Origin of the sequence: Brevundimonas sp. UBA7534 (genome assembly GCF_002479325.1) — a bacterium.
Lineage (GTDB): Bacteria > Pseudomonadota > Alphaproteobacteria > Caulobacterales > Caulobacteraceae > Brevundimonas.
This window is the reverse complement of record NZ_DLMO01000017.1, coordinates 1-13,981: the sequence shown is the minus strand read 5'-3', so window position 1 is coordinate 13,981 and position 13,981 is coordinate 1. Positions and strand designations below refer to the sequence as shown.

At 69.3% G+C, this 13,981-nt stretch carries 12 protein-coding genes; 3 read left to right on the top strand and 9 right to left on the bottom strand.

The features are described from left to right. Positions 1-497: 497 nt before the first annotated feature. From B2U11_RS01205 to B2U11_RS01185, 5 genes are all read right to left on the bottom strand, one after another. On the bottom strand, positions 498-1,151 hold the full coding sequence (locus B2U11_RS01205; protein WP_292069199.1) for an OmpW/AlkL family protein: 654 nt from the start codon (positions 1,149-1,151) through the stop codon (positions 498-500). Positions 1,152-1,283: 132 nt separating this feature from the next. After that, positions 1,284-2,663 carry an oxygen-independent coproporphyrinogen III oxidase gene (gene hemN / locus B2U11_RS01200; RefSeq protein ID WP_292069197.1) on the bottom strand — a complete coding sequence of 460 codons (1,380 nt, stop codon included), beginning with the start codon at positions 2,661-2,663 and terminating at the stop codon, positions 1,284-1,286. 210 nt (positions 2,664-2,873) lie between these two features. Beyond that, positions 2,874-3,023: a cytochrome bd-I oxidase subunit CydX gene (gene cydX / locus B2U11_RS01195; RefSeq protein ID WP_292069196.1), complete on the bottom strand. Its 150-nt coding sequence runs from the start codon at positions 3,021-3,023 to the stop codon at positions 2,874-2,876. Between the two features lie 20 nt (positions 3,024-3,043). Further along, complete coding sequence (gene cydB, locus B2U11_RS01190) at positions 3,044-4,192, bottom strand: cytochrome d ubiquinol oxidase subunit II (protein WP_292069195.1); 1,149 nt, start codon at positions 4,190-4,192, stop codon at positions 3,044-3,046. 22 nt (positions 4,193-4,214) lie between these two features. Continuing rightward, positions 4,215-5,807, bottom strand: coding sequence for a cytochrome ubiquinol oxidase subunit I (locus B2U11_RS01185; RefSeq protein WP_292069201.1), 1,593 nt, complete (start codon positions 5,805-5,807; stop codon positions 4,215-4,217). Positions 5,808-6,003: 196 nt separating this feature from the next. Between B2U11_RS01185 and cydD the strand changes: the two genes are divergently transcribed. Together cydD and B2U11_RS01175 are read left to right on the top strand one after the other, a co-directional pair. Next, positions 6,004-7,614 carry a thiol reductant ABC exporter subunit CydD gene (gene cydD / locus B2U11_RS01180; protein ID WP_292069193.1) on the top strand — a complete coding sequence of 537 codons (1,611 nt, stop codon included), beginning with the start codon at positions 6,004-6,006 and terminating at the stop codon, positions 7,612-7,614. Between the two features lie 71 nt (positions 7,615-7,685). Further along, positions 7,686-9,284 carry an ATP-binding cassette domain-containing protein gene (locus B2U11_RS01175; RefSeq protein ID WP_292069192.1) on the top strand — a complete coding sequence of 533 codons (1,599 nt, stop codon included), beginning with the start codon at positions 7,686-7,688 and terminating at the stop codon, positions 9,282-9,284. On the opposite strand, the gene B2U11_RS01170 is transcribed toward B2U11_RS01175, so the two are convergent. Then, complete coding sequence (locus tag B2U11_RS01170) at positions 9,219-9,953, bottom strand: helix-turn-helix domain-containing protein (RefSeq protein ID WP_292069190.1); 735 nt, start codon at positions 9,951-9,953, stop codon at positions 9,219-9,221. The genes B2U11_RS01175 and B2U11_RS01170 overlap by 66 nt on opposite strands. 104 nt (positions 9,954-10,057) lie before the next feature. Here B2U11_RS01170 and B2U11_RS01165 point away from each other — a divergent pair, with 104 nt between their 5' ends. Next, a complete protein-coding gene (locus B2U11_RS01165) occupies positions 10,058-10,456 on the top strand; it encodes a hypothetical protein (RefSeq protein WP_201216227.1) in 399 nt (132 codons plus the stop codon). A gap of 4 nt (positions 10,457-10,460) precedes the next feature. Here the strand turns inward: B2U11_RS01165 and B2U11_RS01160 are convergent, their stop codons facing one another. From B2U11_RS01160 to B2U11_RS01150, 3 genes are all read right to left on the bottom strand, one after another. Next, on the bottom strand, positions 10,461-11,585 hold the full coding sequence (locus B2U11_RS01160; protein ID WP_292069187.1) for an osmoprotectant NAGGN system M42 family peptidase: 1,125 nt from the start codon (positions 11,583-11,585) through the stop codon (positions 10,461-10,463). A 35-nt stretch (positions 11,586-11,620) separates the two neighbouring features. Further along, on the bottom strand, positions 11,621-13,390 hold the full coding sequence (gene ngg, locus B2U11_RS01155) for an N-acetylglutaminylglutamine synthetase (RefSeq protein WP_292069186.1): 1,770 nt from the start codon (positions 13,388-13,390) through the stop codon (positions 11,621-11,623). Next, a partial coding sequence (locus B2U11_RS01150; RefSeq protein WP_292069184.1) for an asparagine synthase-related protein occupies positions 13,380-13,981 on the bottom strand: 602 nt, incomplete at its 5' end. The genes B2U11_RS01150 and ngg, both read right to left, overlap by 11 nt.

Genomic DNA, 13,981 nt, shown 5'->3' with positions numbered 1-13,981 from the left:
ATCAACAATGTCAAAGACCCGAACCCCCGAAGAGGCCCAACCGTTTAACGCCCAGTCAGCGGCGGAGGCGGCGATTTAGTCGCCTCGCTTTCCGGTGTCAAGCGTTTCTTTTTCAAGAAACTTTCTTTTCACCAGCGCCGCTCCGAGGAGCGGCGGGAGGCGGCGATCTAAAGACCGTCGGACCCCCTGTCAACCGCTTCTTTCGAAGATTTCCAGGACCGGAGAGCGAACCCTCTGAACCGGGAAAAACCGAAGCGTCGTCCGCCCCGAGGCGGCGCTGAACCCTTCGATTCGATCGGAGCCGCGGAACCTAGTGAGGCGACCCGGGAAAGGCAAGGGGGAAATCCCCGCCTTCCCGTCCAAGCGTCCCGACGTTTCCATCAGGCCCTCGGCGGCCGCCCGTCCCGCAGGCGAGGCGCCGCTATACGCAGGCCCGCCTGGGGTCGCAAGCCGGTTATCGCCCCCCTTCCATCCTATCCACAGGAAGGCGCTCCGATTTAGAAGCGGCGGCCGAAGCCGACGGACACCACCCAGGGGTCCAGGGCCACGTCGCTCTTGAGCGCGCCGTCGTTGATGTCCGCATCGGTGTCGAACCATACCTTCTTGACGTCGACGTTCAGGCTCCACGGCCCCTGCACGCCGATGTCCGCGCCGGCCTGCAGCGCGTAGCCGAAGCCGTCGTCCAGATCGACGGTGAAGCCGTTCTTGTCCTTGCCGCTGTAGAACAGCATGTAGTTGACGCCCGCTCCGACATAGGGGCTGACGCGGCCGCTGCTGAGCGGGCGGTACTGCAGCGTGACCACGGGCGGCAGAACCCAGGTCTCGTGAACGGCGACATCGGTGGTCCCGCCCTGGGCGCGAATCTCGTGCTGGGTCGTGCCCAGGATCGCCTCCACCGCCAGGTGATCGGTCAGGAAGTAGGTGAAGCCCAGGGTCGGCATCACGCTGTCGCCCACGTCCACATGCAGGCCGGAATCGACTCCCGCCGAGGTGACGATGGCGTCGTCGGCCTGGGAGAAGACGTCGGTGACGCGGCCGGTCACGATCCAATCGCCCTTCTTGGGCGCTTCCCAGGCGGTCGTCTGCGCCAGGGCGGGGGCGGCGAAGGCGGCGGCCGCCACGGCGTAGAGGATCAGGGTCTTGAGGTGCATCTTGAAAATCCCCGACGCCGCCGGCCGCGTGATGCGAGCCGTTCCGGCGTCTTGACGGGGACGATGGGCCGTCGGGCTGCGCCCCACCTTGATTCAGCGCAAACCGTTGAAGGCTGGGACAATCTGTCCGCCTCAGACCACCCGCGCGTGACGCTGGTGAAATTGATGCGCGCCGGGATCGAAGGCGGCGCACACCGCCCGCACGAAGGGCCGTCCCAGCGGCGTCACCTGCACGCGCCCGTCTGCAACGTCCGCCAGTCCATCGGCCTGGAACGCCTCCAGGCGCGGCCAGGCATCGGCGACCTCGACCATGTCGCGGCCGTGACGGCGGGCGACGGCGGCCACATCGACGGCGAAGTCGCACATCAGCCGCTCAATCAGTTCGGCGATGAAGGCGTCCGGGGCCGTCAGCGCCACGCCGCGCGCGACGGGCAGCCGTCCCTGCCCCACCGCTGCGCGCCAGTCGCGTTCCTGCGCCAGGTTCTGGACATAGCCCTGCGGCGTGCGGCTGATGGAGGACGCGCCCAGGCCGATCAGAACGGGCGCCTCGTCCGTCGTATAGCCTTGGAAGTTGCGGCGCAGCCGGCCGGCTCTCTGGGCCGCGGCCAGGGAATCGTGTGGCAGGGCGAAGTGGTCCAGACCGATCGCCCGCCAGCCCTTGCCGACCAGATACCGGGCGGCCGCCTGGCTCTGGACGAACCGGGCCTCGGGGCCCGGCAGGTCCGCCTCGCGGATCAGCCTCTGGTGCGGCTTCATCCACGGCACATGGGCGTAGCCGAACAGGGCGATGCGCTCCGGCTTCAGCGTGGTCACCTGGCCCAGGGTGGTGACGACATTCTCCACCGTCTGCAGCGGCAGGCCGTACATCAGGTCCAGATTCAGCGACACCACGCCCTGCTCGCGCAGGGCGCCGGCCGCCCAGCGGATGGTCTCGAACGATTCGGGACGGTTGACCGCCGCCTGGACCTTCGGCGACAGGTCCTGCACGCCCAGGCTGGCGCGGGTCAAGCCGATGCGGCCGGCGGCGCGGACCCAGTCCTCGGTCAGCACCTCGGGGTCCAGTTCGGCGGCGATCTCGAAACAGTCGCCCAGGTCGAACCGGGCGGCCAGGCCGGCGAACAGGCGCTCCAGCGTCTCTGGCGGCAGCATGTTGGGTGTACCCCCGCCCAGGTGGATCGAGCCGACACGCACACGACGTCCGATCGCCGACAGCACCAGATCCGCCTCGGCCAGCAACAGGTCGATGTAGCTTTCCATCGCCGCGACGCGGTTCATCGCCCGGGTGTTGCAGCCGCAGTACCAGCACAGCCGCTTGCAGAAGGGGATGTGCAGATAGAGCGACACGGCCTGATCGGCCGGCGCTGCGTCCAGCCAGCCGCCCCAGACCGCGGCGTCGACCTCGGTCGTGAATTGGGCGGCGGTCGGATAGGAGGTGTAGCGCGGCGCGTGGGCGTCGTAGCGGGCGATCATCTCCGCCGCGCCGGGCGTCGCGTCCGGCGTGCGGACAAGCATGGCTCAGGCCTTAATGAAAGAAGCGCCGCCTTTCCGGTTTCCAAGGGGAGTTCGGAGCATCCGGAAAGGCGGCCGGGCGATGGTCCTAGAGCGAAATCGGTTGCGTTGGACGCAGTCCAACTCGGCTCAGATTTCGCTCCAGGATCAACTGGAGCCTGATTCACGGCATCTGCGGAATCGCGAAGCGATTCTACCTCAGCCGATCAGGCTCTAGAGCGGAACGTCGACGTCCTTGGAGGCGTCGGGCGTGGACAGGCCCGCATCGCCTTCGTCGAACAGGTGGAACTCGTGCCACAGGCCGTTCAGCACGCCGAAGGCGACGGCCAGTCCCAGGCCCAGGATCCAGGAGAAATACCACATGGGAAGAGGCTCCTAAGGGTTCAGTAGAGGTCGGGATTGGTCTTCAGGGCGCCGGTGGAGCTGCGCCCCCACAGAACCTTGTAGACCCACGCCGTGTAGAGAAGGATCAGCGGCAGGAAGACGATCGTGCACAGCAGCATGATGAACAGGGTCAGGTGGCTGGACGAGGCGTTCCACACCGTCAGGCTGCTGACCGGATTGATCGAACTGGGCAGGATGAAGGGGAACATCGACAGGCCGACGGTCGCGATGATGCCCACCGTCGAGATCGACGATCCGCCGAAGGCCAGGGCCGCCGACCGCCGCCACAGGCCGACCAGGGCCAGGGCCGCGCCCACGAAACCCAGCACCGGCGCGATCAGCATCCACGGATACCGGCCGTAGTTGTCCAGCCAGGCTCCCGGCGCCGACACCACCGTCGAGCGCAGCGGATTGGAGAAGCCGTTGGCGTCGATCGGGCTAGTGATCCGGTAGCCCAGGCCGCCGTAGGCCACATACAGGCCGCCCGCGGCGAACAGCACCAGGGCCGCGATGGCCGCGATCGTGCCGAAGCGGCGGGCGCGGTTCAGCACGGGGCCTTCCTCGGCCTTGACGCTCAGCCAGGCGGCGCCGTGCAGCACCAGCATGGCGACCGACAGCAGGCCGGCCAGAAGGCTGAAGGGCGTGAACAGGCCGATCAGGTGTCCCTCGTAGAAGGAACGCAGGTCGCCATCCAGCCGGAAGGGCGCGCCCAGCAGGACGTTGCCGACCGCCACGCCGAAGACCAGCGCCGGCACGAAGCCGCCGACGAACAGCCCCCAGTCCCAGAACGAACGCCACCGGGGCGACGGCCTCTTGGAGCGGTACTTGAACGACACGGGCCGCAGGATCAGGGCCGCCAGCACCAGGAACATGGCCAGGTAGAAGCCCGAGAAGCTGACCGCATAGACGAAGGGCCAGGCGGCGAAGATGGCGCCGCCGCCCAGGATGAACCACACTTGGTTGCCTTCCCAGGTGGCGCCGACGGTGTTGATCACCATGCGGCGCTCCTCGTCCGTGCGGGCGACGAAGGGCAACAGGGCGCCGACGCCCAGGTCGAAACCGTCGGTCAGGGCGAAGGCGATCAGCAGCACCCCCAGGAGGCCCCACCAGATCAGGCGGAGCGTGGCGAAGTCGAGAGGAAGATCCATGGTCGGATGTCCGGTCTAGGGGTCAGGCGACGGCCGCGGCGGGCGCGCGCGTGCCAGGTGACGGGTCGGAAGGCGTGTCGGGGACGGTCTCGAAGGTCTGTTGCTCGTGGAACGGCCCCTTCTTGATCGCGTGCAGGAGCAGGCCGACCTCGACCACGGCCAGCGCACCGTAGAAGACGGTGAAGCCGATGATCGTCGCCCACAGCTGCGGCACGGTCAGGCTGGACGCGCCCAGGAAGGTCGGCAGGACGCCCTCCACGGCCCAAGGCTGGCGCCCCATCTCGGCCAGGACCCAGCCGAATTCGGCGGCGAACCACGGCAGGGGAATGGCCAGGACGGCCAGGCGCAGGAACCAGCGCGTCTCGTGTCTGCGCAGGGTGCACAGCACGAAGGCCGTGGCGAACAGGGCGATCATCGCAAAGCCGATCCCGGCCATGATGCGGAACGACCAGAACATCAGCGGCACGTTCGGCACGGTGTCCCACGCCGCCTGCTGGATCTGCGCGGTCGTGGCCTGACGCGGATCGGCGACATAGCGCTTCAGCAGCAGGACATAGCCCAGGTCGCGGCGATGCAGTTCGAAGACGCCGCGCGCGGCCGGATCGTTCGGGTTCGCCTTGACCTTCTCCAGCGCGTCATAGGCGACGACGCCGGATTCGATGCGATCCTCGGCCGTCGCGACCAGTTCGAAGATGCCCGACACCGGCTTGTCGATGGTGCGGGTCGCGATCAGGCCAAGCACATAGGGAATGTGGACGGCGTATTTGGTTTCGCGGTCCTTCATGCTGGGAATGCCCACGGCGGTCAGGCCGGCGGGGGCGGGCTCGGTGCGCCACATGGCCTCCAGCGCCGCCAGCTTCATTTTCTGGTTGTCGGTCAGGGCGTAGCCCGACTGGTCGCCCAGGACCACGACCGACAGAGACGCCGCCAGGCCGAAGGCGGACGCCACCGTCATCGACCGCTTGGCGAAGCCCTTGTGCCTGCCCTTCAGCAGATAGAAGGCCGAGACGCCCAGCACGAAGACCGAGGCGATGACGTAACCGGCGCTGACGGTATGGACGAACTTGGCTTGGGCCACCGGGTTGAACAGCACCGCCATGAAGTCCGAGACTTCCATCCGCATGGTGTCGGGATTGAAGGTCGCCCCAACCGGATTCTGCATCCAGCCGTTGGCGATCAGGATCCACAACGCCGACAGATTGGTGCCCAGCGCCACCATGAAGGTGACGAACAGGTGGGCGTGCGGCTTCAGCTTGTCCCAGCCGAAGAACATCAGCCCGACAAAGGTCGCCTCCAGGAAGAAGGCCATCAGGCCCTCGATCGCCAGGGGCGCCCCGAAGATGTCGCCGACGTAGTGGCTGTAATAGCTCCAGTTCATACCGAACTGGAATTCCATCGTGATGCCGGTGGCGACGCCCAGCACGAAGTTGATGCCGAACAGCACGCCCCAGAAGCGGGTGATCGTCCGCCAGATGGGCCGGCGCGTCATCACATAGATCGACTCCATGATGACCAGCATGAAGCTCAGCCCCAGGGTCAGGGGCACGAAAAGGAAATGATAGAGGGCCGTCAGCGCGAACTGCAGCCGGGACAGGTCGACGACCGCTAGGTCGATCATGGCGATGCTCCAAGCCCGCCGGCCCCGACGACCGACGTTTCCGTTGCCGTACGGCGTGGACTATGCCCCCGCCTTGATCCTGATCAAAGCTGCAAACATCACCCGCGCGTAGTGGACCCTTCGCCCTTGGACATTCGGTCCGAGGGCGTAATGTCCGCTGGCGTCCGCAACCGTCCGGCGCCGGAGTGTGTCGATGAGTCTTGCGCCCCCCGCCCCGTCAAACTTCACCCCCGCGGGATGGCTGAAGACCATCGGGCGACCCTGGCGGCGCCTGACCTTGCTGACCAGCGCCCTGATCGTCGCCGACACGGCGCCCGCCGCCGGCTTCGCCCTGGGCGTGGCGATGACCGTGGCCCACATCCACGAGGGCCTGACCGCGATCGCGCCCTGGCTCGCGCTCGCGGCCGGCAGCCTGGTGGCGCGGGCGTTGGTCGGACAAGGCGCGACCGCGCTGGGCGCCCGGTTGGCCCGGGCCGTGAAGACAGACCAGAGGCGCTGGCTGCTGGCGGACCTGTTCCGCGGCGGCGGGCGCTCGCCGGCGCATCTGACGGCGGCGGTGGAAGGGGTGGACGCTTTGGACGGCTACTTCGCCCGCTTCCTGCCGATGCGCATCGGCGCGGCCGTCTCCCCCCTGATGATCATCGGCCTGGCCGCCGTCGCCAGCCCGATCTCGGCCGGCATCCTGCTGTTCACCCTCCTTCCCTTCATCCTCGGCATGGTCCTGGCCGGAACCGCGGCGGCGGGCGAGAGCCGGCGCCAGTTCCAAGCTCTGGAGCGGCTGTCGGGCCTGTTCGTCGATCGCATCAGGGCCCTGCCCGCCATTCTGGCCTTCGACGCCGCGCCGAGGGCCACGGCGGAAGTCGCCTCGGCCTCCGACGAACTGGGCCGGCGCACGGCCCGGGTCATGCGCATCGCCTTCGTCTCGTCGGGCGTGCTGGAGTTCTTCTCGGCCCTGTCGGTGGCGCTGATCGCCGTCTATTGCGGCTTCAACCTGCTGCGGCTGTTGCCCTTCCCGGTCCCGGAAACCCTTGACCTGCCGCGCGCCTTCTTCGTTCTCGCCCTGGCGCCCGAGGTCTATCAGCCGCTGCGCCGCCTGGCCGCCGCCTATCACGACCGCCAGGCCGCCGAGGCGGCGGCGCCCGCCCTGGCCGTGGCCGAGCCGCGGACGCGCGAACGCTACGTCTTGCCGGACGCGGCGCCTGCCGTGCGGTTCCACCAGGTCCGGATCGCCTACGACGACGCGCCCCCGGTTCTCGACGGCTTCGACCTCGAGGTGCGGCCGGGACAGATGGTGGCGCTGGTCGGCGCCAGCGGGACCGGAAAGTCCAGTCTGCTGCATCTTCTGCTTGGCCTGACGCCGCTGTCGGGCGGCGAGGTCGAGGTGGGCGGCCTGCCGCTCAGCCGCACCGGGGGCTTCGCGGGCCGGATCGCCTGGGCCAGCCAGAACCCCGTGGTCGTACCGGGAAATCTGGCCGACAACATCCGTATCGCCGACCCTTCGGCCTGCCCCGGACGCGTCCTTGCCGCCGCGGGCCAGGCGGGCCTGTCCGGCGATCTGGACCGGCCGATCGACGAACGCGGCGGCGGACTGTCGGGCGGCGAAAGGCGACGGCTGGGACTGGCGCGCGCCTTTCTGAAACGCGCGCCGCTGCTGCTGCTGGACGAGCCCACCGCCAATCTCGACCCCGCGTCGGAGACCGCGCTCCTGGAGATCGTTCGACAGGCGGCCCACGGCCGCACCACCCTGATCGCCACCCATTCGTCGGCGGTCGCGGCCCTGGCCGATCGCGTGGTGCGGCTGTGACAAGGCCGGCCGACATCGGTGCCCGCATCGGCGTCCTGGTCGCCGCCCAGCGCCGGGCGGAACGGGTTCGCTTGCGTCTGGCCGCCGGTGCGGCGGCGGTCGTCACGGTCGCGGCGGTGGGTCTGCTTGGACTGTCGGGCTGGTTCATCACCGGCGCCGCGCTTGCGGGCCTGGGCGGCATGGCCGCCGTCCAGGCCTTCAACTATCTGACGCCCAGCGCCGTCATCCGCCTTCTGGCCATCCTGCGCACGGGCGCGCGCTATGTGGAGCGGGTGGCGGGGCATGAGGCCGCCTTGCGCGCCCTGGCCCGCCTGCGGCCCCAGCTGTTCGCCGCCCTGACCTCGGGCGCGCCCGGCCGCGCCCTGGCCCTGTCGTCGGGCGAGGCGTCGGCCCGGCTGGTGCAGGATGTCGACGCCGTCCAGACGCTGTTCGTGCGGCTGTCGGCGCCCTGGGGCGCGGTCGCGGGGGCCGCGGTCGCCATCGGGCTCGCGGCGCTGGCCAGCCCGGCCGCGGCCTTGCTGCTGGCGCTGGCCATGACGGCTTCGGCGGTCGGATCGCTTCTGCTGTCGCGGCGACTCAGCGACCCTGCCGGCCGAGCCGCCCAGGTCGCCGTGGGCGCCCTGAAGAACCGGCTTTCGGCCCTGGAGGCCGCCGCGCCCGAACTTCGGGCCTATGGACTGGAAGGCTGGGCCGTCGACGAATGCGCCGACCGGGCGCGCGATCTGGACCGTCGCCGGGGGGATGTCGCGTTGGCGGGCGGATGGCTGGCGGCCTGGCAGGTGGTCGCCGCGGCCGGCGCGGTCGTGCTGGTGACGGGCGCGGTCGTCGGCGCGCCGGCGCCGCTGGCGGCCCTGGCCATCCTGGCCGCCCTGATGGGGATGGACGCCACCGCCGGCCTGGCGACGGCTTTGCACCAGAACGGGGCCGCCGCCCAGGCGGCCGAGCGTCTGGACGCCCTGGCCGCTTCTTGCCCGACCGCCGCCGCGGCGACTATCGCGCCATCTTCCGACGCGGTGGAGCTGTTGGGCCGCAGCGTCGCTCCGCCCTTCCGCCTGGCGGTCATCGGCGCCTCCGGCGTCGGCAAGACCACCGCGCTCGAACGGCTGATCGGTCTGCGCGAGGCGCCAGCAGGACTGTTCAAGGTAGGGGGCGTCGATGCGGCCGAGACCGATCCCGCCCTCCGCCGCGCCCGGTTCGCCTACGCCGCCCAGGACGTGCGGCTGCTGGACGCCAGCGTGCGCGACAACCTGGCGCTTGCGGGCGCATTCGACGACGAGACCCTGTGGCGCGCGCTGGACGACGCCGTCCTCGGCGACCGCTTTCGACGCGACCCAGAGGGCCTCGACGCGCCCATCGGCCCCGACGGCGCGCGTCTGTCCGGCGGCGAACGGCGCCGCCTGAGTCTGGCGCGGGCCTATCTGCGGGGTGCGCCCTGGCTGGTGCTGGACGAGCCGACCGAGGGCCTGGACGCCGCCACCGAGGCGCGGGTGCTGGCGGCGCTGGATCGACGGCTCTCACAGAGCGGCCAGGGACTGATCCTGGTCAGCCACCGCTTGGCGCCCACAGACCTGTGCGACGCCGTCGTGCGCCTGACGGATGACCGGTCAGCCCTCGCCCTCGGCCAGGGCGGCCAACCTGTCGGGCTCCTCGATCCGCAGTTCGTGCAGTGAGACCAGACGGATCACGCCGGTCGTCTTCAGTCGGCTGAACACGCGACTGACCGTCTCGATCGTCAGGCCCAGATAGTCGGCGATCTCCGCGCGCGTCATCGGCAGGCGCACCATTCCGTCGGTCGCGGGCCGGACCGGATCCTCGGGCAGGTTCAGCAGGAAGGACGCCACCCGCTCCAGGGCCGTCTTGCGCCCCAGCAGCAGCATCTGGTTCTGCGCCGCCGCCAGTTCGTGGGTAGCCCGCTCCAACAGGGCGGACTCCAGCGCCGGCGCCTCCCGGATCAGGGCGCGATACTCGCTCTTGCGAAACCGGCACAGCGTGGCGTCCTCGATAGCCTCGGCCGAAAAGGCGTAGTCGTCGCCCGTGGCCAGACCGACGAAATCCCCGGCGAACAGGAAGCCGGTGATCTGACGCCGACCGTCCGACAGCAGCTTGTAAACCCGCACCGACCCGGACGTGATGTTGAACACGTGCCCGGCTGGGTCGCCCTGGCGGATCAGCCCCTCTCCGGCCTTCAATGCGGTGCGCTCGGCGATGGAATCCAGCTTCGCCAGGTCCTCGTCGCCCAGCCGACCGCAGACGGAAAAGGCGCGCGCCCCGCAGCTGGCGCAGGCGGCGTCGTTTCTGCGCTGGGCGCAGGCGGCGGGGAGGGTGCGAAGTTCCAGCATTCCAGGATTCTCCTGGCCACCCTATGTCAGGAAGTCGGACCTGCGCAAACCCGTTTGACGCAGGTCAAGGCCGATCTGGCGTCGGGTCCTCTAGGCATGGCGTCATGGCCCCTCACATCCGCCGCCTCGAACCGGACGACGCCTTGCTGACCTACGCCCTGGCACGCCTCACGGCGCCGGACCTCGCCCTGTCCGATTGGGAGGCCAGACTGGCGCAGACCGAGGATTGCGGCGGCCTGTACGCCCTGTTCGAGAACGCGGCGCCGCGCGCGCTTCTCAGCTACAGCCGCGCGGTGGCCCATGACGGCGCGGAGCTTCTGGTGGTCGACTGGATCGCGGCCTTTGACCTGTTGTCGCCCCAGAGGGTGGCCGAGCGCCTGGTCGGCGCCTTTCGCGATCTCCACCTGTCCGCCTCCACCCGCGTCGCCTGGTGCCCGAAGCCGCCCGCTTTGGCTTTCGACCGGGCCGTGGCCCAGGCCGCTTCGCTGCATTCCGTCCTGTAGGCTGCTATTGGCCGCCGTCGTCCACCGGCTGGTGGGTGAACCCCTTGACTCCGCCCAGCGGCCGCGCATCGCGCTCGATCTCCACGTCGCTCTCGGCATAGGCGATCAACAGCCGCGCCAGGTCGACCAGTGCGCTGTCGTGGATGCGCTCGTAACCGTGGCTGGCGTCGATGCCGAAGGTCACCAGGGCCGTGCGGATGTCGGCCCCCGCCTCCAGCGCCGAAGCGGAATCCGAGCGGTAGTAGCGGAACACGTCCTTCTGGTGTGGGATCTCATGGTCACGCGCCAGCTGCACCAGCTTTCGCGACAGGTGCCAATCGAAGGGACCGGTCTGGTCGGCCATGGCGATGGTGACGCCGAACTCCGACGAATTCTGTCCGGGCGCCGTCGTGCCGTTGTCGACCGTGACCATGGCGGCCACGTCGGGGATCAATACGGAGGAGGCGCCCAGCCCGACCTCTTCGGCGATGGTGAACAGCCACCAGGTGTCGACCGTCGGTGTGCGCCCCTCGCGGACCATGCATTCCATCGCCGCCAGCATGGTCGCCACCCCCGCCTTGTCGTCCAGATGGCGCGAGACGATGAAGCCGCTGTCCATGAACTCGGGCTGGGCGTCGATGGCGACGATGTCGCCGACATCGACACCCAAGGCCAGGGTGTCGTCCCGTCCGTGGGTCACGGCGTCGATGCGCAGCTCGACCTGGCGCCAGTTGACGGGCTGGCTGTCCACCTCATCGTTGAAGGTATGGCCCGACGCCTTCAGGGGCAGGATGGTGCCGCGCAGGGGCTGCCCCTCGCAGAAGATGGTGCAGCGCGCGCCCTCGGCGAAGCGCGACGACCAGTGACCGATGGGAACCAGCTCCAGCCGGCCGTTGTCCTTCACCGCCCTGACCTGGGCGCCCAGGGTGTCGACGTGGGCGACGATGGCGCGCGCGGGCTTCGGCTCCTTGCCCGGCAGCCGCGCGCGGATGGCCCCGCGCCGAGTCAGTTCATAGTCCAGGCCAAGCCGCCCCAGTTCGCGACACAGCTCCCATACCGCCTCGTCGGTGTAGCCGGTGGGGCTGGGCATGTTCAGCAGGCGGGCCAGGCGGCCGGTCAGATAGTCCAGGTCGATGGCGGGGCGGGACAAGGGCGCTCCTTGGGGCTTCGGGGAGGTCTTTCGGGTCAGGCGTCGGGACGGGCGGCGATGCGCGCCGCCGCCGGCGCCGACAGCGGGAACAACAGGTCGATGAAACGCTCGGCCGTGGGCTGGGGTTCGTGGTTGGCCAGGCCGGGACGCTCATTGGCCTCAATGAAGGCGTAGTCGGCCTCGCGCGGCGATTTCACCATCAGGTCGATCCCCGTGACCGGAATGTCGATGGCGCGCGCGGCGGCGATGGCGGCGCGGATCAGGGCCGGATGCACCTCTTCGGTCACGTCGTGAATGGTGCCGCCCAGATGCAGGTTGGCGGCCTTGCGAACCAGCACCTCCTCGCCGTCCCGGGCCACGTCATCCAGCCGATAGCCGGCCTCGGCCAGGGTCCGTTCGGTCTCGGCGTCGATGGGAATGGTCGATTCCCCGCCAGTGGCGGCGGCGCGGCGGCGGCTCTGATGCTCGATCAAGCCGCGCAGGGTCAAGCGGCCGTCGCCGATCACCCGCGGCGGGCGGCGCAGGGCGCAGGCGACCACCTTGTAGTCGATGACGACCAGCCGCAGGTCCTCGCCCTGGACCTGCTCCTCAATCAGCACCTCGGAGCAGATGCGGCGCGCGCGCGTCAGGGCGGTCTGGACTTCGCTCATGGTGGTCAGGCCGACGGCCACGCCTTGGCCCTGTTCTCCTCTTGCCGGCTTAACGACCAGACGGCCGTATGTCTCCAGCGCGGCGTCGATGGCGGCGGGGTCGTCCGGGTCGATCCGCTCGAGCACGCGCACCCCGGCGCTCTCCACGATGCGCCGCGTCATCCGCTTGTCGTCGCAGATGCTGAGCGCCACCGCCGAGGTCAGCTCCGACAGGCTCTCGCGGCAGCGCACCGATCGTCCGCCCCAGCTCAGGCGGAACAGGCCGCCCTCCCCGTCGATGATCTCGGTGTGGATGCCCCGCCGGCGCGCCTCGTCGACGATGATCCGGGCGTAGGGGTTCAGGTCCTGATCGTCGCTGGGCCCCACGAACAGCGCCTCGTTGATCGGATTCTTGCGTTTGACGCCGAAGAAGTGGACCCGGCGGAAGCCCAGCTTCTCATACAGGGCGATGGCCTGGTCGTTGTCGTGCATGACCGACAGATCCATGTAGGCCAGCCCTTGGGTCTTGAAGTGCTCGGCCAGACGACGAACCAGCGCCTCGCCCACGCCGGGTTGGGTCGCCTGCGGATCGACGGCCAGGCACCACAGGGACGAACCGCATTCCGGGTCCTGGAAGGCGCGGACGTGGTTCACGCCCGTCACCGTGCCGATCACCGCTCCGGTGACGGTGTCCTCAGCGACAAAATAGGTGATCGTCCGGTCGTCGCGCCGCGACCAGAAGAAGGCGGGCGGCACCTGCACCATCTTTCGCTTGGCGTAGATGTCGTTGACGGCCTGGGCGTCCATCTCGGACGTCAGGCGACGCACGGTGAAGCCGCGCGGCTGGCGCCGGCTGGCGCGATAGGTGGCCAGGTCCAGGCGATAGGTGTGCGACGGATCCAGGAACACCTCCTGCGGCGCCGAGGCCAACAGGACGTGCGGATTGCGGACGTAGAAGGCGATGTCGCGCCGGTCCGGCCCCTCGGCCCGCAGCGCCTCGATCAGCGGCTCGGCCGTCTCGAACGTCTGGGCGAACAGCAGCCGGCCCCAGCCGCAGTCCAGGATGGCGTTCGGCGTCGGCCCCTCGCCCGCCTGGACCGGCGGCTTCAGCCCCTCGTGACGCAGCCGCTTCAGCCGGTGCGCCTTGGTGCGCGAGGGACGGACGTCAGACGCCATGCTGCTGCATCCACATTTCGAGCACGGCGACCTGCCACAGTTCCGATCCGCGCAACGGGGTGATGTGCTCGGTCGGATCGGCGAACAGCGTGTCCAGATAGCCCGTGTCGAACAGTCCCCGGTCGCGCGCCGCCAGGTTGGTCAGCGTCTCGCGCACCATCTCCAGATACGGGCCCTGGATGTATTTCAGCGCGGGCACGGGGAAGTAGCCCTTCTTGCGGTCGATCACCTCGGACGGGATCACCAGGCGCGCCGCCTCCTTCAGCACGCCCTTGCCGCCCTGGGCCAGCATGTGCTCGGGCGGAATGCGGCCGGCCAGTTCGACCAGTTCGTGGTCGAGGAAGGGCACGCGCGCCTCCAGTCCCCAGGCCATGGTCATGTTGTCGACCCGCTTCACCGGATCGTCGACCAGCATCACCTGGCTGTCCAGACGCAGGGCCTGATCGACAGGGGTCGCGGCGCGGCCTTGCGCGAAATGAGCCTCGACCAGCGCGCGGCTGACGTCGGTGTCGGCCATGTAGGCGCCGTTCAGCTGGGTCTTCAGCGTCTCGTGGCTTCGGTCGAAGAAGGCCTTGGCGTAGGTCTCGACCG

Coding starts and splice junctions, on each gene's coding strand:
- B2U11_RS01205 (WP_292069199.1), bottom strand. CDS start 1,151: ATGCACCTCAAGACCCTGATCCTCTACGCCGTGGCGGCCGCCGCCTTC.
- hemN (WP_292069197.1), bottom strand. CDS start 2,663: ATGCTTGTCCGCACGCCGGACGCGACGCCCGGCGCGGCGGAGATGATC.
- cydD (WP_292069193.1), top strand. CDS start 6,004: ATGAGTCTTGCGCCCCCCGCCCCGTCAAACTTCACCCCCGCGGGATGG.
- cydX (WP_292069196.1), bottom strand. CDS start 3,023: ATGTGGTATTTCTCCTGGATCCTGGGCCTGGGACTGGCCGTCGCCTTC.
- ngg (WP_292069186.1), bottom strand. CDS start 13,390: ATGGCGTCTGACGTCCGTCCCTCGCGCACCAAGGCGCACCGGCTGAAG.
- B2U11_RS01165 (WP_201216227.1), top strand. CDS start 10,058: ATGGCCCCTCACATCCGCCGCCTCGAACCGGACGACGCCTTGCTGACC.
- B2U11_RS01170 (WP_292069190.1), bottom strand. CDS start 9,953: ATGCTGGAACTTCGCACCCTCCCCGCCGCCTGCGCCCAGCGCAGAAAC.
- cydB (WP_292069195.1), bottom strand. CDS start 4,192: ATGGATCTTCCTCTCGACTTCGCCACGCTCCGCCTGATCTGGTGGGGC.